The 26,259-nt window shown below is 32.6% G+C and carries 19 protein-coding genes; 14 read left to right on the top strand and 5 right to left on the bottom strand.

From position 1 onward, the window contains the following. Positions 1 to 30 precede the first annotated feature (30 nt). From F6P99_RS06800 to F6P99_RS06755, 10 genes are all read left to right on the top strand, one after another. The gene (locus F6P99_RS06800; RefSeq protein ID WP_152286706.1) at positions 31 to 1,155 is read left to right on the top strand and encodes a vWA domain-containing protein; all 1,125 of its coding nucleotides are present in this window, start codon (positions 31 to 33) and stop codon (positions 1,153 to 1,155) included. Beyond that, entirely contained in the window at positions 1,155 to 2,618 is a 1,464-nt protein-coding gene (locus tag F6P99_RS06795) for an AAA family ATPase (RefSeq protein ID WP_152286705.1), read from the top strand. The genes F6P99_RS06800 and F6P99_RS06795 overlap by 1 nt, the downstream gene beginning before the upstream one ends. Continuing rightward, positions 2,618 to 3,199, top strand: a complete 582-nt coding sequence (locus tag F6P99_RS06790) for a uracil-DNA glycosylase family protein (RefSeq protein WP_152286704.1) — start codon at positions 2,618 to 2,620, stop codon at positions 3,197 to 3,199. Before F6P99_RS06795 ends, F6P99_RS06790 begins: the two co-directional genes overlap by 1 nt. A 96-nt stretch (positions 3,200 to 3,295) precedes the next feature. Further along, the gene (locus tag F6P99_RS06785) at positions 3,296 to 4,591 is read left to right on the top strand and encodes an MFS transporter (protein WP_152286703.1); all 1,296 of its coding nucleotides are present in this window, start codon (positions 3,296 to 3,298) and stop codon (positions 4,589 to 4,591) included. Between the two features lie 11 nt (positions 4,592 to 4,602). Continuing rightward, positions 4,603 to 5,280 carry an ion channel gene (locus F6P99_RS06780; RefSeq protein ID WP_152286702.1) on the top strand — a complete coding sequence of 226 codons (678 nt, stop codon included), beginning with the start codon at positions 4,603 to 4,605 and terminating at the stop codon, positions 5,278 to 5,280. Between the two features lie 112 nt (positions 5,281 to 5,392). Beyond that, a complete protein-coding gene (locus F6P99_RS06775; protein ID WP_152286701.1) occupies positions 5,393 to 6,079 on the top strand; it encodes a hypothetical protein in 687 nt (228 codons plus the stop codon). A 118-nt stretch (positions 6,080 to 6,197) separates the two neighbouring features. Next, positions 6,198 to 7,214, top strand: a complete 1,017-nt coding sequence (locus F6P99_RS06770; RefSeq protein WP_152286700.1) for a S1C family serine protease — start codon at positions 6,198 to 6,200, stop codon at positions 7,212 to 7,214. A 218-nt stretch (positions 7,215 to 7,432) separates the two neighbouring features. After that, on the top strand, positions 7,433 to 8,512 hold the full coding sequence (locus tag F6P99_RS06765; protein WP_152286699.1) for a sensor histidine kinase: 1,080 nt from the start codon (positions 7,433 to 7,435) through the stop codon (positions 8,510 to 8,512). A 5-nt stretch (positions 8,513 to 8,517) separates the two neighbouring features. After that, positions 8,518 to 9,279 carry a LytR/AlgR family response regulator transcription factor gene (locus tag F6P99_RS06760; protein WP_152286698.1) on the top strand — a complete coding sequence of 254 codons (762 nt, stop codon included), beginning with the start codon at positions 8,518 to 8,520 and terminating at the stop codon, positions 9,277 to 9,279. Positions 9,280 to 9,320: 41 nt separating this feature from the next. Then, entirely contained in the window at positions 9,321 to 11,048 is a 1,728-nt protein-coding gene (locus F6P99_RS06755; RefSeq protein WP_152286697.1) for an alkaline phosphatase D family protein, read from the top strand. A gap of 23 nt (positions 11,049 to 11,071) precedes the next feature. Here the strand turns inward: F6P99_RS06755 and F6P99_RS06750 are convergent, their stop codons facing one another. From F6P99_RS06750 to F6P99_RS06740, 3 genes are read right to left on the bottom strand one after another with little or no spacing between them, the layout of a single operon-like run. Then, positions 11,072 to 12,565 carry a TolC family protein gene (locus F6P99_RS06750; protein ID WP_226913032.1) on the bottom strand — a complete coding sequence of 498 codons (1,494 nt, stop codon included), beginning with the start codon at positions 12,563 to 12,565 and terminating at the stop codon, positions 11,072 to 11,074. A gap of 3 nt (positions 12,566 to 12,568) precedes the next feature. Further along, positions 12,569 to 13,927: an HlyD family secretion protein gene (locus tag F6P99_RS06745; RefSeq protein ID WP_152286696.1), complete on the bottom strand. Its 1,359-nt coding sequence runs from the start codon at positions 13,925 to 13,927 to the stop codon at positions 12,569 to 12,571. A gap of 3 nt (positions 13,928 to 13,930) precedes the next feature. After that, positions 13,931 to 15,589 carry a peptidase domain-containing ABC transporter gene (locus F6P99_RS06740; RefSeq protein ID WP_152286695.1) on the bottom strand — a complete coding sequence of 553 codons (1,659 nt, stop codon included), beginning with the start codon at positions 15,587 to 15,589 and terminating at the stop codon, positions 13,931 to 13,933. A 314-nt stretch (positions 15,590 to 15,903) separates the two neighbouring features. Here F6P99_RS06740 and F6P99_RS06735 point away from each other — a divergent pair, with 314 nt between their 5' ends. Continuing rightward, a complete protein-coding gene (locus F6P99_RS06735; protein ID WP_152286694.1) occupies positions 15,904 to 17,328 on the top strand; it encodes a hypothetical protein in 1,425 nt (474 codons plus the stop codon). Between the two features lie 70 nt (positions 17,329 to 17,398). Here F6P99_RS06735 and F6P99_RS06730 read toward each other — a convergent pair whose 3' ends face one another. Next, the gene (locus F6P99_RS06730) at positions 17,399 to 18,016 is read right to left on the bottom strand and encodes a TetR/AcrR family transcriptional regulator (protein ID WP_317162572.1); all 618 of its coding nucleotides are present in this window, start codon (positions 18,014 to 18,016) and stop codon (positions 17,399 to 17,401) included. Between the two features lie 212 nt (positions 18,017 to 18,228). On the opposite strand from F6P99_RS06730, the gene F6P99_RS06725 reads away from it, so the two are divergent. Beyond that, the gene (locus tag F6P99_RS06725) at positions 18,229 to 21,126 is read left to right on the top strand and encodes a sulfatase-like hydrolase/transferase (RefSeq protein WP_193316017.1); all 2,898 of its coding nucleotides are present in this window, start codon (positions 18,229 to 18,231) and stop codon (positions 21,124 to 21,126) included. A gap of 47 nt (positions 21,127 to 21,173) precedes the next feature. Here the strand turns inward: F6P99_RS06725 and F6P99_RS06720 are convergent, their stop codons facing one another. Further along, complete coding sequence (locus F6P99_RS06720) at positions 21,174 to 23,003, bottom strand: cation:proton antiporter (RefSeq protein ID WP_152286692.1); 1,830 nt, start codon at positions 23,001 to 23,003, stop codon at positions 21,174 to 21,176. 207 nt (positions 23,004 to 23,210) lie between these two features. Here F6P99_RS06720 and F6P99_RS06715 point away from each other — a divergent pair, with 207 nt between their 5' ends. Both F6P99_RS06715 and F6P99_RS06710 read left to right on the top strand, forming a co-directional pair. Then, on the top strand, positions 23,211 to 25,418 hold the full coding sequence (locus F6P99_RS06715; RefSeq protein WP_152286691.1) for an efflux RND transporter permease subunit: 2,208 nt from the start codon (positions 23,211 to 23,213) through the stop codon (positions 25,416 to 25,418). 175 nt (positions 25,419 to 25,593) lie between these two features. After that, positions 25,594 to 26,193, top strand: a complete 600-nt coding sequence (locus F6P99_RS06710) for a DUF6642 family protein (protein WP_152286690.1) — start codon at positions 25,594 to 25,596, stop codon at positions 26,191 to 26,193. Positions 26,194 to 26,259: the final 66 nt, after the last annotated feature.

The raw sequence follows: 26,259 nt of genomic DNA, 5'->3' as shown, positions 1-26,259 counted from the left end.
ACTGCGATTGTTTGATTCATGTAAATTCAAATGAGTGAGAAAAAGACATCACGGGTAGGTTTTCAATTTTCTTCTTTTAAAGAGGAGAAGAAGAGTATTTTTGATCGTTTGTTTGATATTTTCAAAGAATTAATTACGCACACTTCGGGTGATTTTGATGAGGCTATAGATTGGTTAAGAACGTTAGATATTGAATACAAGCTTACGGATGAAACATACACCATTGACGACTTCATCGATGAATTGAAAGAGAAAGGTTATATAAAAGATGAAATAGATCCAAACGGCAAGGGTGGAACTAAAATTACTGCAAAAACAGAACGAGCCATTCGAAAAGGAGCATTACTTCAGATATTCGGAAAATTAAAAAAGAATGGTTTAGGAAATCATAAAATTAGCACGGTAGGTATTGGTGATGAGCAAACTGGAGATTATAGGGACTTTCAGTTTGGAGACTCGATAGATAGATTGTCTATCACAGAAAGTTTAAAAAATGCGCAAGTAAATCATGGACTTGGTAATTTTAAACTTACCGAAAAAGATTTGGTAGTTAAAGATACACATCACAAGTCTCAAATGAGTACAGTACTAATGATCGATATTAGTCATAGTATGATTTTATATGGAGAAGACAGGATTACACCTGCAAAAAAAGTAGCGATGGCTTTATCTGAATTGATAACCACTCGTTACCCAAAAGATACTTTAGATATTCTTGTTTTTGGAAATGATGCCTGGACAATCAAAGTCAAAGATTTACCTTATTTACAAGTAGGACCATACCATACAAACACAGTTGCAGGGCTAGAGTTAGCCATGGATATATTAAGAAGAAAGAAAAATACTAACAAGCATATTTTTATGATTACTGATGGGAAGCCTAGTTGTTTGAAATTACCTGATGGCAGGTATTACAAAAACAGCAATGGTTTGGATCCTCATATTACAGAGAAATGTTACAATATGGCTGCTTATGCACGAAAATTGCATATTCCAATTACAACTTTTATGATTGCACGCGATCCGTATTTACAGAATTTTGTAGATAAATTTACAGAATCGAATAAAGGGAAGGCATTCTATACTGGTTTAAAGGGACTAGGGGAGATGATATTTCACGATTATGAAAACAACAGAAAAAAACGCATGAGATAATGATAGATACATCAATAAAAACTTTAGGTGAGTTAAAAAAGATAGGGTATACATCAAAAAGTATAAAAACAGAACTAAGGAACAATTTAATACAGAATATAAAAAACAACAAGTCGTCTTTTGAAGGAGTTTATGGGTATGAAAACTCGGTAATTCCTCAATTAGAACGTGCTATTTTATCTCAGCATAACATCAATTTATTAGGTTTGCGAGGGCAAGCAAAGACAAGATTAGCTCGTTTGATGGTGCAACTTTTAGATGAGTACATACCTGTTATCAAAGGTTCTGAAATCAATGATGACCCATTGAACCCTATCAGTGTATTTGGTAAAGAAACACTGAAAAATCATGGAGATGAAACTCCAATTGAATGGCTACATAGAGATGCTAGGTTTTTTGAGAAGTTAGCAACGCCAGATGTAACGATTTCTGATTTGATTGGTGATATTGATCCGATAAAAGCTGCCACGATGAAGTTGAGTTATTCTGATGAACGTGTGTTGCATTTTGGAATGATTCCAAGAGCCAATAGGTGTATTTTTGTTATCAATGAATTGCCAGATTTACAGGCTAGAATTCAAGTAGCACTCTTTAATATATTAGAAGAAGGAGATATACAAATTCGAGGCTTTCAATTGAGGATGCCTATCGACTTGCAATTTATTTTTACTGCAAATCCTGAAGACTATACCAACAGAGGTAGCATAGTTACACCTTTGAAAGATCGTATAGGTTCACAGATATTGACACATTACCCAACTGATTTAAGAATAGCGAAAGCGATTACTGCTCAAGAGGCGAAATTACAAGAGGATAGAATTTGTGAAGTTCATATTCCAGAATTAGCAAAAGACCTGGTGGAACAAATAGGATTCGAAGCAAGAAACAGTGAATATGTAGATGCAAAAAGCGGAGTGAGTGCGAGAATGAGTATTACGGCTTTTGAAAATCTAATCAGTTCAGCTGAATATAGAGCAATAGGTTCAAATGATAAAGCAACTGCTATTCGGTTTTCTGACGTGTTAAGTATGATTCCGTCGATTATTGGTAAAATAGAATTGGTATACGAGGGAGAGCAAGAAGGTGCTGCATTCGTCGCAGAAAAACTAATTGGTGCAGCTGTTAAAACTTTATTCCTGGAAAAATTCCCTAAAATATCGAAACTGAAAAAAGAAAATCAGAAAGATGATTATGATGCATTGTTGGATTGGTTTTTTAAAGAGACTACTTTTGAGATTTACGACAATTGTTCTGAGGTTGAATATACATCTGCACTTGAAGATATAGCACCATTAAATAGTTTAATTGATACATATGCCAAAGAAACTCCGAGTAAAGATCGATATTTTTTGAAAGAATTGGTCTTATGGGCTCTTGTCGAGTTTGAAAAACTCAATAAATCTAGAGTGGAAGAAGGCTATTCTTTTAGAGATCAATACGGTTCTTTGTTTTCTGATTTCTAATGCGAGAATTACTTGCTGAAATAAAGAAATGTAAAGCATGTGAGTCAAAATTATCTCATGGATGTAACCCTGTATTGAAAGCTGATATAAATTCTAAGATTGTAATCATTGGTCAAGCTCCAGGGATTATCGTCCATAAAACTGGTATTCCTTGGAACGATAAAAGTGGTGATACTTTGAGAAAATGGATGGGTATCGATACAACTGTTTTTTATGATGAAAAACTAATTTCGATTATTCCAATGGGGTTTTGTTACCCGGGTAAAGGTAAAACAGGTGATTTACCTCCGAGAAAAGAATGCGCGCCATTGTGGCATTCAAAGTTATTGACATCGCTAAATAATGTAGAATTGATTTTACTTGTGGGTGCTTATGCTCAAGCTCATTATTTACAAAACGATTCGCTTAAAAATGTAACAAATAGAGTTATGAACTTTGAATCGTATTTGCCAAAGTATTTTGTGTTACCACATCCTTCGCCAAGAAATAATATTTGGATGAAAAAAAATCCTTGGTTTCACAGAGAAGTAGTACCACAATTAAGGTTTCAGGTGAGAAGTATTTTAAAACTATTAAAATAACAATGCTAAAGTTTGTCTTGAAAAGATTTTAAAATGCGTGTTCCTTTTTTTATTTTGATAAAATTGTAAATTGCCAATCTAAAAAAAGAAAACTACATGTTAGAGAAAAACAATAAGAGGTTAGTTAATGCTTGGGCATCTTTTGACTGGGCGAATTCAGTTTACAATTTAATTATTACCACTGCTATATTTCCTGTTTATTATTTAGGCACCACTGAAGAATACTTTGGAGGAGAAGTAGTTCGTTTTTTTAATTTCGAAATTTCGAATTCAGTCTTGTATTCATATGCTATTTCGTTTTCCTTTTTAGTGATCGTTTTTTTATCACCTGTATTATCTGGTATTGCTGATTATTCAGGAAGAAAAAAGAGGTTCATGCAGATTTTTACTTATTTGGGGTCTTTCGCTTGTATGGGGTTGTATTTCTTTACAGGTGAAAATATTGAATACGGAATTATTTGTGCTGTTTTAGGGAGTATAGGTTTTGCAGGCTCTTTGGTTTTTTATAATAGTTTTCTTCCCGAAGTAGCAACAAAAGATCAAATGGATAAAGTAAGTGCAAGAGGTTTTGCGATGGGCTATATTGGTTCTGTTATTTTGTTGATTGTGAATTTGGTGTTGTTTCAGAAATATGAAGTTTTTGGTTTTGAAAATGGTGTTGCAGCAACGCGATTTGGATTTGTTTTGGTTGGAGTATGGTGGTTGAGCTTTGCTCAAATAGCATTTTATTATTTGAAGGATCAAAGTTCTAAAAGTGATATTTCAAATGAAGTTTTAAGTAAAGGACTAGATCAAATAAAAAAAGTTTTCGAAAAGGTAAAGTCTTCTGAAGGTTTGAATTATTATTTATTGTCTTTTTTTATTTTTAGTATGGGGGTGCAGACCGTAATGTTATTAGCTCCATTGTTTGCTAATAAAGAGATAGGTATGGCGTCAGATGAAATGATTTTGGTGGTTTTAATTATTCAAATCATTGCTATTTTAGGAAGTTTCTTTTTTGCGTGGTTGTCTAAAAGAAAAGGCAACGGAACAGCGATTACTGTAGCATTAATTATTTGGGCTTTGATTTGTGTTGGTGGTTATTTTTTACAACATAAAATAACATTTTACATTATGGCTATGTTTTTGGGTTTTGTGATGGGAGGAATACAATCTATCTCACGATCGACTTATTCGAAATTAATACCGAAAAGTACAGAAAACAATGCGTCTTTTTTTAGTTTTTACGACATTACAGAAAAATTAGGAATTGTTATTGGTACCTTTGTATATGGCTTTATTGATCAGCTTACTGGTAACATGCGAATGAGTATGTTGTTTATGGGAGTGTTTTTTGTAGTCGGTATTATCGTGCTGAATAAAGCAAAATTAAATAAGATACTTCAAGAATAATATTTTAAAAAATGAATTTTTCAAGATTACATCCGTTTCGTTTCGAGATATTTTTTTTTAGTCAATTTTTGATTCTATTTGGGTCGATCTTTGTTACAGAAGGTTTGTTTGAATCCATATTGTTGCCGTTGGCTTTTATCATTAATATTTCTGCTGGGTTGATTTTGATGTCTAAGCAAAGGGTGAAGTTTATTGGTTTTCTCGGAGTTATACTAATCAGTGTTCTCTTGTTCTTGTACAAGATTTTTTCAGGGAAATATGATGATGAAATTACCTTCATTAGAATGGTAATTAATTTTGTTTTTTATGTGTTTGTTACTTACGAAATCGTAAAACAAGTTTGGGATTCTGAACGAATTAGCGCAAATATCATATTTGGACTGGTAAGTGGATATGTTTCTATTGGTTTGATAGGATATTTTTTATGCATGACTATTGAATTGGTATCACCTGGTTCTTTTCAATCATCACAATCTGATTTTTTCATACGTGAAAATTTCAACGACACCTTTATGTATTTTAGTTATATAACGTTATTGTCTATTGGGTATGGAGATATTAGTCCAGTCACAGCATTAGCACAAAAAGTAGTTGTGTTGGTTGGTCTAATAGGTCAAATGTATAATGTTATTATAACGGCAATTATCGTAGGTAAATATTTGAATCAAATATCAAACAAAAAAAAGTAGACCGTTTGTTTAAATAAATCACAAATTATAGTTGAGTATTGGGCTTGTATTTACATTTTGAGTATATTGCTCTTGATTAAAAAAGTAAACTAAATAAATCTAAATAATTCATATGAGAAAAATAGGTAAAGTAATGACAGTGTTGGTACTTCTTGTGTCATTTGCAAGTTGTTCAACGGTAAAAGTTACCGATGCATGGAAAGACGCTAGGGTACAAGATATAGATGGAGGAAAGGTAATTGTGGTTTTTAAATCTAAAGACGAAGTTGCAAGACAACGTTTTGAAAAAGATATTGCAACTCAGATAAAATCAAGAGGACCAGAATTTGAGGTTTTACCTAGTTATGTGAATTTTCCGGATGCAGATCCTGATGAGAAACACACTCCAGAAGAGGTAGAAGCGATTAGAACGAAATTAAAAGAATTGAACGTAACGATTGCTGTAATTACAACGGTGAAATCGGTTAAAGAATCAGTAGTGACAAATGTTACTGAAGATCCAGGTGCTTACCCATATTACGGATATGGAGGATATGGTGGTTATGGGTATTATTCAGGACGTTATAGAACTGGATACTATCATAGTATGAACATGGCTTATGTTTCTCCTAGAAATTCAACAGCGATTACTTCTACAGAAAAAGAGTTTGTGGTAGAAACTTTGTTGTATGATTTAACTTTACCAGAGTCAGAACAATTATTATCAGTTGTTACTTCTTTAGTTGACAATCCTAAGAGTATTGTTACAACTTCAGATGATTTTGCAAAAGCAGTTGTAAAACAATTGTTTAAAAAATAAAACATATTCTAAAAACATAAAAAAGTCTGCTTAAATTTTAAGCAGACTTTTTTGTATTTCTATAGTATAATATTAGATGTTTTCAATACTTTAGTATGAACATAACGAACACAATTTTATGAAAAAACTAGTCTATCTTTTTTTGTTTCTATCAATATCTATTTCTGCACAAAGTTTGTCAAAATTATATGACAAAGTAAGTAGTTCAGTAGTATATATCAATATAGAAAGCTATGATTATTCGCAAGTATTATTTAGCAACCAAGTAAACAAAGAAGAGTCTTTGGGCTCGGGAGTGTTGATTGGAGAAGATGGTTTGATATGGACCGCAGCCCATGTAATTCAAGCTGCAGAAGAAATAACTGTTGAGTTTACCGATGGAGATGTTTATAAGGCAGAAGTTATATCTTCAGATACAAATGCGGATGTAGCTTTGATAAAAGTCTCTGAAAATTTTCAGTTGAAGCAAAAACAAATTGCCAAAATAGGTGATTCAGATAAGACGAATATCGGAGATGATATATTTATCATAGGTGCACCTCATGGTTTTAAACAATCGTTATCAAGAGGTATTGTAAGCGGAAGATTTGTGCCTGAAAATTTAAGTCATCGATTCGAAAAAGTAGAATTTATTCAAACTGATGCCAGTATCAATCCAGGAAATTCTGGTGGACCAATGTTCAATATGAAAGGAGAAATTGTAGGTATTGCCAGTAGAATTTATACTACGTCGGGAGGTTTTGATGGGATCGGTTTTGCTGTAGCTTCTAATGTGGCAAAAAAAGTACTAAACTCGAAAGCCAATTGGTCTGGAATTGAGTCTTTGGTACTTTCACCTGAATTGTGTGCCTTATTAAACGTTCCACAATCAGGAGCGATATTAATTACCAAAGTTTCAACAAAAGGAAGAGCTGGTAAACTAGGCCTTATAGGAGGGTTTATACCTGTGAATATTGCAGGACAAGATTTGTTGTTAGGAGGAGATATTATTTTAGAAATCGGTAGTGTAAAAATAATCGATGAGAGTTCTTTGGATTTAATTCAAGAGAAATTGCAAAATATACCAACCGGCACAAAAGTTAGTATTGTTGTTTTGAGACATGGAGAAGTGATTTCTACAACATATGATAAATAGTTCAAGTAATAAATTGATTAGTACACACTTTAATTTATACGTTTCGGTGTAAATATATTCAACTCGAGAAAATATGGGGGTATTTTTGAGTTACAACACAAAACATACAATATGAAACCCTCAGAAACTGTAAGCAAAAAAGAAGTCTTAAAAACATTAATTATCGTTAATGCATCGTTATTATCATTATTTGCACTAGCAATTTTGATGTAAGAACTATGACTTATTTTGTAGCTTTGGTAAATAAAATACTTTTAAAGCCTGTAAAATTGAGTTATAGTAAAGTCAAACAATCTGAAATCTTTTTGATATCATTATTGATAAGCTTGTTGCAAAATTCAACAAGAATATTGGAGTATGCTGGGTTGATTTCTTTTAGAATTGCACCCGATGCCCAGGCATCTTCGTTTGTCGATGTAAGTTTTAGAACTTCCTTTTTGTTTTTATTCTCATGGTTGGTTTTACAATTCAATACTAATTTTGATGGGTATTTTAAGAAATATGGGAAACTTGTATTCATTGCGGTTTCTGTATTTGTCAATGGATTTATTCTATTGGTATTTACACGTTTCTATTATGATCTCTATGATAATATCACCGGACAAGATCTTTACGTAAGAGATCAAAGATTATTGCTGTTTATCTTGGTCATATTAATGTTCGGATTGATTGTACTTGCAAAAAACCTACGATATAAGATAAGACGTCAAGCAGATCTTGAAGAAAAGGAACGTCTTGTGAAGCAAAATTTACAAAATGAATTATCTGCATTAAAAAATCAAATCAATCCTCATTTTTTATTCAATTCCTTAAACTCTTTGAATTCTTTAATTAGGGATAATAAAGAAGCTACAAACTTTGTGAATCAGTTGTCTTTTATGTATCGCTATATCTTACAAAGTGGTCAACGAGATTTGGTGTCTGTGCAAGAAGAATTAAAATTTATAGAAAGTTATATTTTCTTGATTAAAACTAGGTACAGAGATAAGTTTTCAATAGAAATAAATGTTGCACCAGAGTATTTGTCTCTTCAAATGCCGGTTCTAGCCTTGCAGTTATTGGTAGAAAATGCTGTGAAACACAATGAAATTTCGAATAGAAACCCATTGAATGTAAAAATATACACCACAAATGGTAATTTAGTTGTTGAAAATAAAATAAAACCAAGGTCAACATTTGTAGACAGTACAGGTCAAGGCTTGGCTAACATCAACAAAAGATACCAATTACTGAAAGAAAAAAGTATTCAAATATCAAATGAAAACAATATCTTTAGGGTGAAATTGCCAATAAAATAACCAGTATGAAAGTTGTAATTGTAGAAGATGAAATCGCGGCAAGCGATAACTTAAGTCATATATTAAAGTCTATTAGACCTGAAATAGAAATTTTAACTGTAATTGATTCTGTAGCTGACGCAGTAGATTATTTCTCAGAAAAGAATGAAGCATCCTTAGTTTTTATGGATATTCATTTAGCAGATGGTATTTCTTTTGAAATATTTGAAAAAACAACAATTGAAGTTCCTATAATATTTACTACAGCGTATGATCAATATGCGATTCAAGCTTTTAAAGTAAATAGTTTAGATTATATTCTCAAACCTGTTTCTGAAGAGGACATTGAATTGGCTTTGACAAAATTCGAAAAAACGTCTTTTAAAAATGATTCTATTGAAGATCAACTCAAGGGGGTGTTGTCAATTATTCAAAACTCAAATACTCAATATAAATTGAGTTATTTGATTCAAAAAAGAGATGAGTTAATTCCAATAAAGGTTTCTGATATTGCTTATTTCTTTATAGATACAGGTGTTGTGAAAGCTGTTACATTTGAAAAGCAATCTTATACTTTAAATAAAAAGTTAGAGACGATAGAGCTTGAATTAGACCCATCAAACTTTTCGAGAGTAAACAGGCAATATATTTTAAACAAACAAGCGATCGATAAATTAAAATTCCATTTTAATGGAAAGTTGATTGTCGATGTGCATCCACCTGCTGAAGAAAGAATTATTGTGAGTAAATTAAAAGCCAGCGAAATCAAAGCTTGGTTAAATTCATAATTTTTTTGGTATCTTAAGGTCTCATTGTGTAGAATATTATCATGGGTAGGGGAGATAGAAGATCATTTATTAAGAAATCGATTTTAGGAGCAAGTGGAGTTTTTCTAGCTCCAAATATTATCAGTTGTGATACTGATGTATTGCAAGAGTTGCCTACAACTAATTTTTTAGAAGAAAATTCAACAAACTTCAATTTAGGCATTGCTAGTTTCGACCCAACCGATACACAAGTAATTATTTGGACACGGTACCTGGGAACTATCGCAACAGTACATTTAGAATGGCAAATTGCGACGGATTTATCATTTGGAAATATAGTTAGATACGGTCGTGTGTCGACTGACGCTTCTCGAGATTATACAATGTCAATTGAAGTACAAGACTTACAAGAAAATCAAAATTATTTCTATAGGTTTATTGAATTAGTCAGTAGAGAAGTTTCAGAGATAGGAGAGACAAAGACATTCTCTAAAACTACAATAAGTGAGTTGAAAATAGGAGTTACTTCTTGTTCTAATTACGAAATAGGCTATTTTAACGTGTATAAAAGCATGGCTGAATCTGATATAGATTTGGTACTACATTTAGGTGATTATCTTTACGAGCAAAGCGCTTCTAGTTTTGGAGCTACTGAAGAAACCATTGCCTTAGGGAGAACGCATTTGCCTTCAAATGAGTTATTGATAGTTGAAGATTATAGAACTAGGTATAGGCAATATCGGTCTGATGAAGATCTAAAAAAATTACACCAACTCAAACCATTTATTTGTGTTTGGGATGATCATGAAATTGCCAATGACGCATACAAAGAGGGTGCAAGTTCACATCAAGAAAACGAAGGTGATTTCTTATCGAGAAAACAACAAGCACTGCAGGCATATAGTGAATACCTGCCTTTTAAATCGACTGATGAAAGCGTGATTTATAGAAGTTTTGTCTTTGGCGATTTGTTACAATTAACATTGCTAGATACTCGATTGGGAGGTAGAGACAAACAGCTATCTTATGGAAATTATTCAACAAATGGTGTTATCAATCAACAAGCTTTTCAATCGGATTGGCTAGATACATCAAGAACGATTTTGGGTACAACTCAAAAAAACTGGTTTCTTAATGAAGTAGCGAATTCAAATACAGAATGGCTGTTAGTAGGGCAACAAGTATTGATGGGGAAAATGTATTATCCTGTTGAGCTAGTTCAGAAATTAACAGAGTTAAGTGTCGAATATTCAGGTAATGGTCAAGTTTCTGAAGCATCACAAGTAAGTTTACAAAATCAGTTGATTGAATTAGTAACTATAAAGGAGAGAATGGAATTGAATGACCCTACGTTGTCAGAAGAGGATAAACTGAGAGTATCCAATGTATTACCATTTAATTTGGATTCTTGGGACGGTTACCCGATAGAGAGAGAAGTTGTTTTACAAGCGCTTGAAAGTAAAAAATCTATTGTAGTAGCTGGTGATTCACATAATGCTTGGTTTAATGAAATAATCAAAGAAAACGGAACGATTAAGGTACCGGAGTTTGCAACAGCTTCTGTTACCTCTCCAGGTTTTGAAAATTTGGTATCAAGTGTTGAACAAAGAGTTGGTTTTCAAACCGCCATCGTAAAGTTAGTAGATCAACTTTCTTATTTCAATAGTTCACAAAGGGGCTATGTTCAACTAACTATTCAGAAAGGTCAAGCTGTATCAGAATGGATACAATTAGATACTGTTTTGGATAAAACCTTTGTGACTTCTGTTGATCACACAGTTGCTGTGTAAACAAATATTTTGATTCGTTTTACTTAATAAATAACCAGGCTGTTAAATAATTTTGCTTTCGTTTTCAGGTAGTTATTGATCAATTGCACGTATTTTAATTCTGCCTCGATTTGTTTTGATTCTCGTATGTTTACGTAAAAAATAGAGCTCTCTCCCAAATTAAATTTACGCTGTTCAGCTTTTGATAAATTCCCATAATCTCTAACTAAAATCTTTGATAAATCTATTTGAGTTTCATAGGAGTCTAACTCTTGAAGCAATCCATTTATTTTATTAGAGATTGAGATTTCTTGTGTAGATCTCTCGTAATTTATCGCTTCAATCTTAAGTTTTGATAGTTTTAGGTCTGATCTTTCTTTTCGAATGAAGATAGGTACACTAACCTTAAACCCAGCTTTGTAATTATCCAATCCAAAAACATTTTCATTCCCTAAAGAACCTGATAAAAAATTGTATTCACCTTCTATTGTAGGTAAGAGTTTGTTGAAGTTTAATTTTCGATCTATTTCAAGAATTTCACTTTTATAGGTCAATGCTTTTAGTTTCGGGTGTTCATTTATATCAAACTCTTCCGTTTCAATTTTTGTAGTATTCAAAGCACTATCTACACTTTCAATAGTGAGTGTGTCAGGTGTGATATTTGTATTCAATTCAACCGGGACATTGTTTTCTAACCATAAAAAATTTGCCAAATCTAGTGAAGATTTAATGTACTTTATATTAGCTTTTTCAAGATTTAGCTTGCGGTTTCCAATGGCAATATTTGCTTCTAAAGTATCCACAGCAGCCATTTCTCCTGAATAAAAACTTTTTTTGATAGCTACAAATCTTCTTTCTGCATTGTTTAGAAATGATTCATGAATTCTTTTTTCATTGAAATAACGTAGCCATTCGAAATAGGTGTTGGCAGCATCGTATAATATTTTGTTTACCAATATCTTTCGTTCCTCTAGCGCTTGTTTTTGGTAATTTTTTGCCTGTTTTACTGCAGCCATTCGTTCGTTCATCAACATATTACCACCAATAGAAGCGGTAACTCCTAATCCATAAAGGCCATCGGTTGGAGTAGTACTCTCAGGATTTAAATAGACACCATCATTATTTTCGTAATTTGCTTTTACACCAATTCCATACCATACAGGTACCTTGAATGTGGCATTCAGTTTATCGTAGTAATCCGTGCTTTTAAATTGTTTTGTAGCATAATCTACTTCTAATTTTGGATCAAATGCACCTCTTGATTTGAGTCGTTTGATATCACTTTCAGAAACTATTAAATTCGCTTGTTTTACGATAGGATGGAAGGTTTTAACATAGCTTAAAAACTCAGATAAAGTCATAAACCCATCCTCTAGACTTGAAAGTTTTAGTTTCGCTACCGAATCCAATTCTGTTGTATTTGGTGCAATAGAAACAATACTATCTCCTTTTATAGGATTCTCAGAAATAGAGTCGTTTTCAACTTGTGATTGAAGTGATAATGTACTGAATAAAAGAAATACAAAGAAATATCTCATTTGTTATTTTTTAGATTTTTCATTTCCTTTTAGTGTGTTTTCCGGTTGATAGTAATTAGGTGGGAAGCTATTTATTTGTCTCCACAATTCATACCAAATCGGAACATCTTCTAACAACGCAAATGTTCTTGCACCAGAGCCTATTCTAATAGCATCTGGCCAAGGGTGATCCTTGTCATCAGGAGCCAATAGTACTCTGTATTTTCCATTAGGACTAATGAAGTTTTGTATCGCTACAATTTTTCCACCATAAGTTCCGTAAGATTGATTTGGCCATCCACTAAAAACAATTGCAGGCCACCCTTCAAATTGAACTCTCACTTTTTCACCTACATGCAATAGCGGTAAATCATTTGGTTTTACAAAGGTTTCCACTGCTAATTCGTAATGAGATGGCATGATGCCTAATAGTTCTTGACCTTCTTTAAAAGTTTCTCCAATACCTCCAATAATAGCTTTGTTTATGTAACCATTTTGAGGACTCGTGATGTATAATAGATCATTTCGCTTTTGATAATTGGTGAAACTATTTTCCAGCTTCGAAACTTGCACTTGTGTATCGTAATGGCTCGATTTAGCAGTGTATAAATCACTCTGAGCTTTCGATATTTTATCTACATAAGAAGTTTCAATTTGTGATATATCAACTTGTGCATTGATAATATTATTCAAACTAGTTAATAATTTGTTTTCTTGCGCTATCAACTTTGCATTAGACTCTTGTAGTTTTAAATTCTTTTCTTCTACATCTTTAATTGCTTTCAAACCATCTTCTGCTAAAACTACAGTTCTATCGTATTGACGTTTCGCAATTTCTGCATTTATTTTTGCAGCTTCAAAATCGATACTGTCGCTTTTTGCTTTTAAATAGGCTTGAAGCAATTTGTTTTTTGTTTGCTTTAACTTTAGCTTTTGTTCTTGTTTTAATGCTACAATCTGTCTGTTTAATGCATCAATCTTTGATTGGTATGCATCTACAGAGGAAGATTTTGCATTTATCTGATCTCCAGTTCTTTCAATTAGTCTGTCGTCAAAATAATCAATTTTTATTTCAGAAATCCTTAAGATTGTATCTCCTTTTTCTACATAATCCCCTTCTTGTACGAACCACTCTTCAACACGACCTGGAATCTGCGATTGTATGGTTTGTGGGCGCTGATTTGGACGTAGTGTAGTTACAATACCATTACTCTTAATGTTTTGTGTCCAAGGCATAAATAAGGTAATAAGCCCTGTAAAAGCAAAAACCATTAGAAAGCGATTGAAATGCTTGTAGTGCTTTTTGAAATAAGCAAATTGCCCAGATTTATAAGATAATAAATCTACCTTCGTATGTACTTTATTGTTAGAGATATTCAGCATTTGTTATTTTTTTATTTTACCTTCTTCAATCGTAATAACTTCATCAATATAATTCTCCCATAATGGATTGCTACTAACGACAATCAAAGTCCAAGGTTGAGATGGAGACGATAAGTATTCTACGATAGACTTTGTTTCTTCTTTGTTAAATCTATCTAAAGGATCTTCTAATATCAACACCTTCGGTTGTTTAGCTATCGCTCTAGCTAAAATTATTTTTTTAGCAATTGTGTATGATATTTGCTTTCCATCGGGCTGCAAGAAAGTTTGCAAACCGTTAGGTAATTCTTTTACGTAATGAGACAATCCTACCGCTTCAATCAGTTCAAAAACACTTTCATCCGTTACATCTGGCATACCAAACGTAATATTTTCTTTTAATGTTCCTTCAAAAGGTGTTTCTTCAGATAATGAAAGTCCTAATTGCGCTCTAAAATGATTGAGTTGCAAACTTTGAGCGGATACATTGTTTATGTACATACTCCCGCCAGTAGGCTCAATAACCCCTGAAATAAGTCGTAACAAACTAGATTTACCTGAGCCACTTTCTCCTTTAATTAAGATTCTTTTCTTAAAAGGAATACTGAGATTGATATTTTGAAGTATTGGCTTTTTTCGATTTGATACTTGATACGTAACTTCTTCTAGATCGATACGAAAATCATTGTTAAACAAAGGTTTTTCTCCAGTTTGAGATTCTAAGTTTTTATCGACAACTTGTCCAAGCTTTTCGATAGATGTCAATACATCATAAAAAGATTCTAATCCTAAAATTAATTTTTCAACTGAACCAATTACCAATAAAATAATAATTTCAGCTGCTACGAATTGACCAATGTTCATTTCTTGGTTTAACACCAAGGCACCACCAATAACCAATAAACTTGCAGTGATAAGCATTTTAAAACTAATCATCTGCATGTATTGAAGTACCAATACTTTAAAGTGTTTCTCTCTTGATTTCAAATACTTTACAACTAATTCGTCATTTTTTTGCAAGGCAATGTTCGAGTCACCAGACAATTTAAAACTTACAATAGTTCTGGCAATTTCTTGAATCCAATGTGCTACTTTGTATTTGTTTTTAGATTCTTCTAAGCTAGTCTCCAAACCTCTCTTTGCAGTGTATTTAAATACTATATAAACTAGTATCAAGAGTAAAAGTCCGAATAATATGAAGAATGCATGGTAAAAAGACAATAATATTAGTGCAAATAATATTTGTAAGAGCGCCGTAGGTACATCAATTAATATTTTAGACAAACCTTTTTGTATGGTAAGCGTATCAAAAAATCTATTTGCCAATTCTGGCGGATAATAATTACGCAGCTCTTCCATTTTTATTTTTGGAAACCTATAACTTAATTCAAAAGCTGCTTTGGTAAAAACCCTTTGTTGAATCGTTTCAATAATTCTTAACTGCATTAACTGAAGTCCACCATTAAATAATACGCCAATGGTTACTAATATTACCAATACCACCCAAGATGTAGATATTTGCGCACCTTGAATTAAATTTATAATCGCTTGTATACCCAAAGGAAGCGAAAGAGATACCAATCCTGAAAATATTGCATAGTAAAAAATCTGGAAGATTTCTTTTTTCTCCAATTTCAGTAATCCGATGAAACGTTGCCAAGGAGTTAAGTTTATTTTAGCCATAAAGGTGTTGTTTTTGTATGCATATTATACAGTTGACAAAGATAATAGTATTACTAGCGAGAAGACGTTAATTACTGTTAAATATATTTAATGGTTCCATAAAGAAAATTTATATAAAACTTTAAAAATCAAATCAATCATTAATGTTTCATACTGTTAATAGTTTTTTTATAATTTTTTATGGTAAAGATATTAAACTTCGAAATAAAAAGAATTTTCAAACTGTAATAATATGGATTGATCGCAAAAGCATTTTTGAAGAGACTTTTTACATTATGATATCTCTAGGAGGAAGTTTTTTTTATCTTCGTTGTATGAAACGATATTTGACGCTGTTTATAGGTTTTTTTTTACTTTTAATCTTTGAGGAAATAAACGCCCAAGAAAACAATTATTGGTCTATACATCAGGGAGCGAAAGCTGCTTTAAATGGAAGTGCTGTATTAGCAAAAAACGAGAATTATTCAGCTTCATACTATAATCCGGGAATATTGCCGTTTATCAAAGATAATAGTGTGTCTCTTAGTGTGGTGACATATTTTGCAAACACAATTAATTTAGAAAATGGAGCAGGAGAAAACATGCCACTAAAACAGACGTATTTAGAGGCGGTTCCACAAAATCTGTTCGGAATTATTCAAGTTTCAAAAGATCAAAAGTGGGTTTTTTCTTATGCGATTTTAAATACGCTCTATTCAAATATTTCTCTCAATACGAAAACTGAAAAGAAAGGAGATTATTCACTTGTAAATCCTGGAGATGAATATTATTTAGGAAGTTATAATTATAGCAATCGAATGCGAGAAGATTGGTATGGTTTTGCTGCGGGATATAAAGTGAATTCTCGATTTGGAATTGGGTTAGGTCTGTATGGAGTCATTAAAAATATTAGATTGAATCAAACGATGAATGCCAATGTAATTGATTACAACAGAAACAATCAAATTTCAAATACTTTGGCATCTTCATATAGTAATGAAACTTTGAATTATTTTAGTTTTGGCTTATTGACAAAAGTAGGATTCAATTATAACTTAGAAAAACTAAAGTTTGGTTTTACAATTACAACACCGTTGTTAAATACAAATTTCTTTGGACAAGCATGGATCAATCGTTCTTTATTATACAACGGATTAGATGCTACAAATAACGACGTAAATCAGTTAAGTTTTCAAGAAAAGATTAATACCATAAATAAAAAACCTTGGGTTTTTGATTTTGGAGCAACCTATACTTTTTCTAAAACAGAGTTATCAGTTAGACTTGCTCATTATACTGCGATTGATAAGTACAACTTATTAAATGCTGCTGACTTTGACACTTCAAGTGTTTTTGATCAGATCGAAGCTTTTGGAGTTCCCCAATTGGCTAATAAATCAGTAACCAATATAGGTCTAGGTGTTATTCAAAATATAACTAAAAAAACAGATTTGTACCTTGGTTTCAATACAGATTACAACAATTTCGACGCTACTAATTTTGATAGGTATAAAGACTTTGTTCCAACAATAAGTAACTGGGATTTTTATCATTACGCAGCAGGTTTAAGTCACAAACTTACTTTTTTTGAATTGTCATACGGATTGTCTTTCATGCATAGTAATACACTTAATGAACAACAATTGGTTAATTTGTCACAACCTACAGAAGAATACTATCTATTTGGTGAACCAACATACACTATGAATTCAAAGGTAGCTCGATTTAATTTACATGTTGGTTTTACCTATTATTTTTAACAAAAAAAAGGGCCTGCAAAACAACCTTGCAAGCCCTAATTAAGATTAGGGGTAATCTATATTTTTTTAATCATTTTTTTATACTATCCCAAGCTGACTCATAGGTGTTTTCTAATAGTTCTTTTGTAAGCAAATGCGCATTTCTAGCGTGCATTACCATTAAAAATGAGAGTGGGGTAATGGTGTAGGCATATAGCAAATAGTCTGAAATAGGTTTTATGATGTTTTGTTCTTTTCCTCTAGACCATAAATCAAGCAATGGCGAGAGGTGAATAATTCCTTCTTGTCTTACCTCTTCATCGATAATTGGTGTGTTATCACATTGCGCTAAAAATATCGTTTCAGGAATCTCATTGAGTTTGAACTCTGCAATACGAAACCAAACGTTTTTAAATTCTTCTTCAACACTATTTTTAGTGTTGTAATTTGCAAAGGCGTAACTAGTAAACTTTCTTTTAGCTTCTAAATACACCTTATTTAATAAATCTTGTTTGTTATCAAAATATAAGTAGATAGTACCTGGAGATACACCCGCTAATTTTGCAAGTTTGGATATTGGAGTGCCATGAAAGCCATTGCAGTTTACCAAATCAATGGTGGCTTTGACAATAGCCTCTTTTTTTAGTTTACTTTTCTCTGATAATCCCATCGATCGCAAAAGTAATAAAAAAAATGAATATTCATTCATTTTGTAGTTTTGATAATTTTCATCAACTTCAAAAATGTAACTTTTTAGATGTGAAAAGAATAAATAGTGCTATGAATGGACAAAATTAAGGTGTGTAAGAATAAGTTTCGGTATTAATTTTGATGCTTAAAACTTAAATCAGATTATATACTATTATGAAATTTATAACACAAAAAATTTTCTTATTGTTAATTACAATTTGCTCCTTACAAATGTTTGCACAAACAAATGGAACAAGACCCAATATTATCGTTATTCTAGCAGATGATTTAGGGTATGGAGATGTTGGTTTTAATAGAGAAAGTGATTTTCCAGTTGATAGAGGGGTAATTCCAACTCCTGAAATAGATAAATTAGCAAATAGCGGAATTGTTTGTAAAAATGCCCATGTTGCACATCCTTTTTGTGGACCAAGTAGAGCTGCGTTGTTAACCGGGATGTTGCCACATAGGATTGGTGCTCAATACAATTTGCCGAATGATATCACTACACCTCTCGGAATTCCAGTGAATGAAACTTATTTCACTACGGTATTACAAGATTCTGATTACAACACAGCAGCTTTCGGAAAATGGCATTTAGGATTCACAGAAGGTTCTTACCAACCTCTAGACAGAGGATTTGATTACTTTTTCGGATTCTTAGGGGGTGGTAAAAATTATTTTGAATCTATCTATGAAGATGCTTTTTACAATCGTCTTGGTGGAGACAATCCAGTTACAAATGAATACCAAGATCCTATTTGGAGAGACAGAGGTTATGTAGACAGAAATGAATTTAGTAATTCTGGTGAAGACGATTATTTAACCGATGTTATAACAGACGATGCCATATCTTATATTCAAAGTATCGCCAATTCTTCAGATCCGTATTTTATGTACCTGTCTTATAATGCACCACATACACCTTTACAGGTTCCTGCTGCAGAAGAAGCACAGTTTAAATTAGACAATCCTAATTTTGAATCTTTAATTAGCAATAGTCCTTATATAACTGAATCAACACCGGTAGAAAAATTGACAGACCCTCAAGAAAAACAGGATTTGATTGATAAATTTGTTGCTGCTAGAATCACGTATGCTACAATGGTTTCAAATATGGACACCAATATTGGTAGGTTGGTTACTGAGTTGAAAAAAGACATGACAAAATTCAACAACACGGTGATTATATTTTTAAGTGATAACGGGGGGTATACACACAGTAAAGGTGCTGTTAATTACCCATTAGATGCAGGTAAAGGTAGTGTAAGAGAAGGTGGACATAAAGTACCAATGTTTGTTTCTTGGCCAAATAAAATCTCGCCTGCTACTTACGATCATCAAGTAAGTTCTTTGGATATTTACCCAACTTTGATTGGTTTGGCTGGAGAATCTGTTCCTGAAGGAAAAATAATTGACGGTGTTGACTTTATGGATGATATGATAGCGGGTGACAATCCTAGACCTGATGAAGGTTTGTTGATAATGAGACCTCAGAACGGTTTTCATAATGGAGCCTTTGCATATGAAAATTATAAAGTCGTAAAAACGGCCAATGGTGGACAATGGAGTTTGTATGACATTTCTACAGATCCAGGTGAAACAACTAATATTAGAAATCAAGCTGGAGGAGAAGAAATAGTTCAAGATATTTTAGACAAAGCCATCGATTTAGTAAAAGACTTTAAAGATGTAAAACCAGCATGGTACGATAACACACATTATGATAGTGATAATGATGGTATTGGTGATACACATGTTCACGATCCTTTATGGAAAGACGGAACACTTCCTGGCTATGATAGATTGTTTGAAAGTCCGTTGTTGAAACTGGAAGGTGAATTGAGTGTCGTTACTATCAGTGCAAATACAGATGCCATAGAAGGACAGAAAAACGGAGTGTTTACAGTGAGTCTACCAGAAGGTGTTATGGCGACAGAAGACGTTGATGTAAATTATTCAATTGCAGGTGAAGCAACGAATGGAACTGATTATTCAATGATTTCTGGAATGGTGACCATTGCAAATGGAACGAATTCTAGTCAAATACTAATTACAGCATCAGAAGATGGACTTGACGAAGTTAGTGAAACCGTTGAATTGACGTTGACTTCAGTTTCTACAGGGAGTGTAAATACGACACCAGCCCAAATTACAATCTTTGATGTAATAGAACCTACAGTGTTGACTGCTGGGGATATTGCAATTACCGGATGGAAGTCGGATGATGGAAAAGTAGCATTTATAGTTTTAAAAGACATTAGTGCCACTACAAAAATTTCTATTTCTAATAGAACCTGGAGCAATTCAGCAAATGGATTTACTGGAGACTACAGTGTTGATGATATTTGGACCTGGTCTCCTGGAATAGCTTTGAATGAAGGTGATCAGTTTATACTTGATTCTGATGGTTTGGTGAAAAAAGTAGCAAACAACTCTCAAGAAACTATAGGAACTACTTCTCATGATTATACTGGAAAAGTTGCTGAAGATAGTGATGGTGACTTTGATGTGTCTACCAATGGTGAAGGTATCTTGTTTTTTCAGGCTGATCCTTTTGTGCTGCCAACTGATCCGAATGCCGCTTCATGGATTACAGGAATAAATACCGCACTAGGTTGGGGGAATGGTGGTGGAAATTCAGCATGCCAGCTTCCGACAGCTTTGACAAATGGAGTGAATGCTAATCATGTTGGTGAAAAACACAATTATGGAGTTTATACGGGAGCATTGTCTGGTACAACTTCAGAATTAAGAGCGAGTATCAACAACAGTAATAATTGGTTGTTTTCTGAGGATACAGAATACAATTTATGGAGATATGATGAAACAGTTAACGGAGTGTCTGGAAATATTGGATCTGAAGGACTTTTGAGTGCGAATTCAGAGTTTAGTGAGAAGCTACAAGTATACCCAAACCCTTCAAATGGATACTTTTATTTTACCGTAAACGAACACATCCATGCAATGCAAGTTGAAATTTTATCTGCGAACGGTCAACTAGTCAAAAAGTTACAGATAGATACAAATTCTCCTAGACTAGATGCTTCTAGTTTAGCGTCAGGAATGTATATATTAAAAATACAAGCAGATGCTTATACAGTGTACAAAAAGGTAATTAAGATCTAAGTTTCATTGAACTAATAAAAAAAGCCACCTTGTTAGGTGGCTTTTTTTTATGAAATAGGTTCTATTTCTTTCCCTAGGTAAACAATGCTTGTTCCTTTCTTTATGTTTTCAAGGCGCGTTCTATTAACATAAGTAATAATGTCTAAATGATTGTCTGGGTACTTGACAAATAAAGGAATCATATCTTCATCTGTTTCTGTCAAACGAATAAGTTTGATGTATTCTTCCTTTGTATTAAACGCAATTTCGTTGATTTTCGGATACTTTCGTGCAACTTCTGAAACTGATACAAAATCGTTTTTATGATGTAATAGATTAGAGGTGCGACTGTTTTCAACAACTTCATCATGTGTTCTTATTCTAAAAACACCGTTTTCTCCAAATTGTTTTTTAAAACGTTGGATGGAATACTTATTTATTTCCGCATTTCCTGTCAAAGCAATTAAAAATCCAATATTGCTTAACTCAATATCATCAACCAAATCATCAGAATAAATATCCGCTAAATTTGCATCTAAACCTAGATTTCTAGCTTTGTCGATATTACCTTGATTCGAATCTATTAAGACTATTTGTTTGCCATTCTGATTTAAATAATCAGCAATTAATCTTGAGAATTTTGAAGCTCCGATAATTAAAATCCCCTCAGAGTCTTGTACGAAAACTCCTGTTAAACGAGCAAATGCACGCGCTGTTGTTGCGTTGAATAATACGGTCCCGAGTACTACAACAAACACAAGAGGAGTGATGTATTCAGCTCCTTCAACACCGTTTTTTACCAATTTCAATCCGAACAATGAAGCGATACCAGCCGCTACAATTCCACGTGGTCCAACCCAACTAATAAAAAGTTTTTCGTTGAATTTTAAAGTCGATTGAGTCGAAGATAAAAACACCCCTAAAGGACGAACAATAAAAACGATGATCGCAAGCAAAGTAAGGGTTTGCCAGTTGTAAATTAACATTAAGTCGCTCCAGTTTACATTTGCAGCCAATAAAATAAATAAGATAGATATTAAAAGTACACTGATCGACTCTTTAAAATCTAAAATATCATCTAAGTACGGTAAGTTAGAATTTCCTAAAACCATTCCCATTACCACTACTGAAAGTAAACCAGATTCATGTGAAAAAGCATCTGATAATACAAAAATACCAAGTACTGAAGCGAGTACAAATACGTTTAATAGATAGTGAGGAATCAATTTTCTACGAATTGCAAAACTCAGTGCATGTGCAAACGTAAAGCCAAAGGTAGAGCCGAAAAGTACAATTTTACCAAACTCTAAAAACGCTGTTTTAGTATAAGTCGTTCCAGTACCCACATTGATAAACTCAAACACCAATACGGCAACCAATGCACCAATAGGGTCAATTAAAATTCCTTCCCATTTTAAAACAGCAGACACATCTTTTTTAAGCGGTATATTCCTTAAAATTGGTGTTATTACCGTTGGACCCGTTACGATTATCAAGGCAGAAAACAAGAATGAAACTTGCCATGTCAAACCAAAAATAAAATGTACAGCCAAACCTGCTCCCCAAAATGTTACCGCAGAACCTATTGTAATCAGTTTTGTGATAACTGGACCAACATTTCTTACTTCATTTAATTTTAGGGTCAAACCACCTTCAAATAAAATGATACTGATCGCCAAGGAAACAAAATAATACAGACTTTCTCCGGGAAATAATCCTTTTTCACCATTCCATATAGGTTGAATCCATTTTGTACCATCACTACTCAACCATTCAGCTGCTATTGGCCCTACAAACAAACCAATTATTATAAGAGGTAAAATCGCCGGAAGTTTAAATTTCCAGGCCGACCATTGTGCTAATATTCCAAGGATAATAATTCCTGATAATTCAACCATATTGTTGTTTGATTAGGATTAGGTGTTTGAAACAAAGATAACAATCCTTTTTATATGATAGTATTACTATTAATTTTTGTAAAATCAATTCGTTTCCCAGAAGTTGCAGTGCTCTTTGTGAAAAAATTGAGTTTAAATTTTGCAAAAAACTATTTTCTAAGCTTTGATTCAGTTCGTATCTTTCGAATAAATTGCAACCCAATGTAAATGGTTCCTAAATTACTCAGTTTAAAAAACATTAGTTTTATTGTGTTGGTTGTTTTGTTGATAGTTTCTCTATTCAATATACCAGCTATAAAAATTGATGCGGATATATCACAATTTTTTCATGAAGATGATAAAGATTTTGAATTCTATCAAGAGCTTAAAACTGAATTTGCCAATCAAGAAGATATATTAGTGTTAGGGATCCAAACGGAAGGTCCTAGTTTGGAGAATGATTCATTCATACAATTGCACAACATTTCTCAAAATATAAAAGAATTGTCATCTATTGAAATGGTGAGTAGTGTACTTACTGTTTCTTATCCTCTTAAAACGAGTTTTGGGGTGATACCCACACCATATGTCTCAAAAAGCAATAAAGAACAGTATCAATGCAATTCTAAAAAAATTCGTCGTGATCCTTTGATGCGCAGTTTTGTTGCAGAGGACGCATTATTTATTTGGATTGAAATTGCTCCAGATTTAGACCCCTTTGCATTAGAAAAGTTACTATCCGACATCAACAAGGTTCGTGAACAATCGCATCTAAAAACTTTTCTTTGGGGAAGAGAAGTAGTAGATGTTACCTTTAAAAATATCTTAGTACAAGAAATAGGAAAATTTTTATTTTGGGTGATTTTATTTCTATGCATCAGCCTACTTTTCATCTTTAAAAGACCCGTAGCTATCGTATTTCCTATAGTATTAGTGATTGTGGTAGTTGTTTTGTTTTTAGGTGGAATGGCAGCCTTAAATCGTCCTTTAACTACCATGTCTAATCTTTTACCAACCATAATTCTTATAGTGGCAGTGTCAGATGTTATACATTTATGTATCAAGTTTGATTCAGAATCTCAAAAAGGGCTTCCTATAAAAAAAGCAATTCAACATACCTTGTCTGAAATAGGATTTACAACTTTCATCACTTCTTTCACAACGGCAGTTGGTTTTATGGTTTTGTATTTTTCTCCTATCAAAGCCATTCGTCATTTCGGAATAGAATCTGCGTTTTTAGTTGTACTAACCTTTATACTAACTTTGATATTTCTACCGATATATTTTAGCAAAATTAGAGATATTCATTTATTTCAGATTAGGGGAAATTTTACAAGTCTAGCGACAAAATTAAATAACTGGTTGTATGTAGTCTACAAAAAAGAACGTCAAGTTATGATGGTTTTTGGGGTGCTTATTTTTATAAGTCTTTTTGGAATTCAGTTTATCAGTACGAATCGTAGTCATTATTCCATTCCAGAAAATACAGACCTACATAATAGTTATCAGTTCTTTGAAACTAAATTTGGAGGCTCAAGAACCTTTGAATTAATTCTAAGTAACACAGAAAATAAAAGTTTATTGGACAGTACTTTGTTTGTACAAGTATTAAAAGTTGAAAAATACTTATCCTCAAAAAAGGAATTGAACGAATTGAAATCTCCGATAGATTATTACAGACTTCTGCAAAACACAAGTTCCACATTAAACCTACAGTCTTTGAAAAAGAATGACAAGCAATTGGCTTTGTTTATGAGCAAAGATTATTTGGCGAATGTCAATAGAACTCGATTTAAATTTAGTGCGCAAATGAAGGATTTAGGTTCTGAAAAAGTGGCTGAATTAGAAAAAGAAATATTAAAAAATGTTTCAGGAATTCTTGCTACATACCCAATAAAACCTCAGTTATCAGGGATTGATTTGTTGATAGGCATCTCTCAAGAGAAAAGTATTAAAAACACTTTTATAGGTTTGTTGATTGCCATTATTATCGTTTCCATAACACTTAGTTTAGTCTTTAAAAATATGGCTTTAGGTTTTTTGGCAATTGTACTAAATATGATTCCCTTGGTAATAACAGCCGGAATAATGGGCTATTTTGGTGTTGAATTGCGTGCTGAAATTGCACTAATTTTCACCGTAGGATTTGTGATCGCTGTAGATGATACGATCCATTTATTAAGTAAACTTCAATGGGAACGAAAAAAAGGAAACACCATAGAAGAGTCTATTCACATAGCTGTAACTCAGTGCGGGAAAGCCATTTTAGCAACGAGTATTATTCTAATGGGGGGCTTTTTTATTTTAATGCAATCTATTTCTTTAGAAATATACACCCTAGGTGTTTTAGTAGGCCTGATCGTATTGATAACTTTAGCTGTAGATCTCATTTTAGCCCCAATAATAATACTTAAATTTTGCAAAAAATATTTGTAAATAAAGTTTAGCAATTTTTATGATTTGTAATTTAAAAAGAAACCAAGCATGCTAGCAAGATGAAGATTAATATTTTAATCAGGTACATAAACGTTTTCATGTTTTCTAAAAAAAAATAGAAAAATATGAGAGATATTCTATTTTTGTAAAACACGAGTCATAAATTTCAAAACCATTGTTACCAAACCGCACTAAGATTTCTGAAAATCCAGCTTTAGATACAGATTATTTTATTTACTGTTTAGAAGCGGTACATGATATAACATCGAATCGGTTGACAGAGACACAAAAAAAAATGGAACAACTGACCATGGATTATGGGGTTGCCAGTATCTACAATACATGTGACACAATAGAAGGTCTTGAAACCTGCTTAAATACTTTAGTTCTAGAAGATCATAATTTTATTGACTATGAGGTTATTTATTTGGTGATCAAAGGGGTATCAAATTCTATATGTATCAACAATTACTATTACAGTTTACAGGAAATTGCAGAAATTTTTGAAGGTAGGTTGAGTGGGAAAATCTTACATTTTTCAAATGCAAAAATATTGGAACTTGAAGAGGAAGAAGCACAATATTTTTTGGATATAACTGGTGCCAAAGCAATTTCTGGTTATGGAAAACAGTTAGGTAATATACCAAGTTCAAACTTAGATATGGCTTTTTTTAATTTGTTCAAAGAAGACGAAAATATGCTAGAAGTGGTTGAAGAACTGCATCAAAGACATTTCAAAATGTGTAAACTTTTAGATTTTAGAATGTATTATTAATACATATACTTTTAAACTGCATATCTTGGCATAGTTATTTTCTATAGATTTGATGCAAGTAACTGG

Source organism: Flavicella marina (assembly GCF_009193215.1).
GTDB classification, from domain to species: domain Bacteria; phylum Bacteroidota; class Bacteroidia; order Flavobacteriales; family Flavobacteriaceae; genus Flavicella; species Flavicella marina.
The sequence above is the reverse complement of the archived record's forward strand: the minus strand, read 5'-3'. Positions and strand labels throughout refer to the sequence as shown.

Coding starts and splice junctions, on each gene's coding strand:
- F6P99_RS06785 (WP_152286703.1), top strand. CDS start 3,296: ATGTTAGAGAAAAACAATAAGAGGTTAGTTAATGCTTGGGCATCTTTT.
- F6P99_RS06800 (WP_152286706.1), top strand. CDS start 31: ATGAGTGAGAAAAAGACATCACGGGTAGGTTTTCAATTTTCTTCTTTT.
- F6P99_RS06765 (WP_152286699.1), top strand. CDS start 7,433: ATGACTTATTTTGTAGCTTTGGTAAATAAAATACTTTTAAAGCCTGTA.
- F6P99_RS06770 (WP_152286700.1), top strand. CDS start 6,198: ATGAAAAAACTAGTCTATCTTTTTTTGTTTCTATCAATATCTATTTCT.
- F6P99_RS06750 (WP_226913032.1), bottom strand. CDS start 12,565: ATGAGATATTTCTTTGTATTTCTTTTATTCAGTACATTATCACTTCAA.
- F6P99_RS06730 (WP_317162572.1), bottom strand. CDS start 18,016: ATGAATGAATATTCATTTTTTTTATTACTTTTGCGATCGATGGGATTA.
- F6P99_RS06760 (WP_152286698.1), top strand. CDS start 8,518: ATGAAAGTTGTAATTGTAGAAGATGAAATCGCGGCAAGCGATAACTTA.
- F6P99_RS06775 (WP_152286701.1), top strand. CDS start 5,393: ATGAGAAAAATAGGTAAAGTAATGACAGTGTTGGTACTTCTTGTGTCA.
- F6P99_RS06715 (WP_152286691.1), top strand. CDS start 23,211: ATGGTTCCTAAATTACTCAGTTTAAAAAACATTAGTTTTATTGTGTTG.
- F6P99_RS06745 (WP_152286696.1), bottom strand. CDS start 13,927: ATGCTGAATATCTCTAACAATAAAGTACATACGAAGGTAGATTTATTA.
- F6P99_RS06725 (WP_193316017.1), top strand. CDS start 18,229: ATGTTTGCACAAACAAATGGAACAAGACCCAATATTATCGTTATTCTA.
- F6P99_RS06720 (WP_152286692.1), bottom strand. CDS start 23,003: ATGGTTGAATTATCAGGAATTATTATCCTTGGAATATTAGCACAATGG.
- F6P99_RS06780 (WP_152286702.1), top strand. CDS start 4,603: ATGAATTTTTCAAGATTACATCCGTTTCGTTTCGAGATATTTTTTTTT.
- F6P99_RS06755 (WP_152286697.1), top strand. CDS start 9,321: ATGGGTAGGGGAGATAGAAGATCATTTATTAAGAAATCGATTTTAGGA.
- F6P99_RS06735 (WP_152286694.1), top strand. CDS start 15,904: ATGAAACGATATTTGACGCTGTTTATAGGTTTTTTTTTACTTTTAATC.
- F6P99_RS06790 (WP_152286704.1), top strand. CDS start 2,618: ATGCGAGAATTACTTGCTGAAATAAAGAAATGTAAAGCATGTGAGTCA.
- F6P99_RS06795 (WP_152286705.1), top strand. CDS start 1,155: ATGATAGATACATCAATAAAAACTTTAGGTGAGTTAAAAAAGATAGGG.
- F6P99_RS06740 (WP_152286695.1), bottom strand. CDS start 15,589: ATGGCTAAAATAAACTTAACTCCTTGGCAACGTTTCATCGGATTACTG.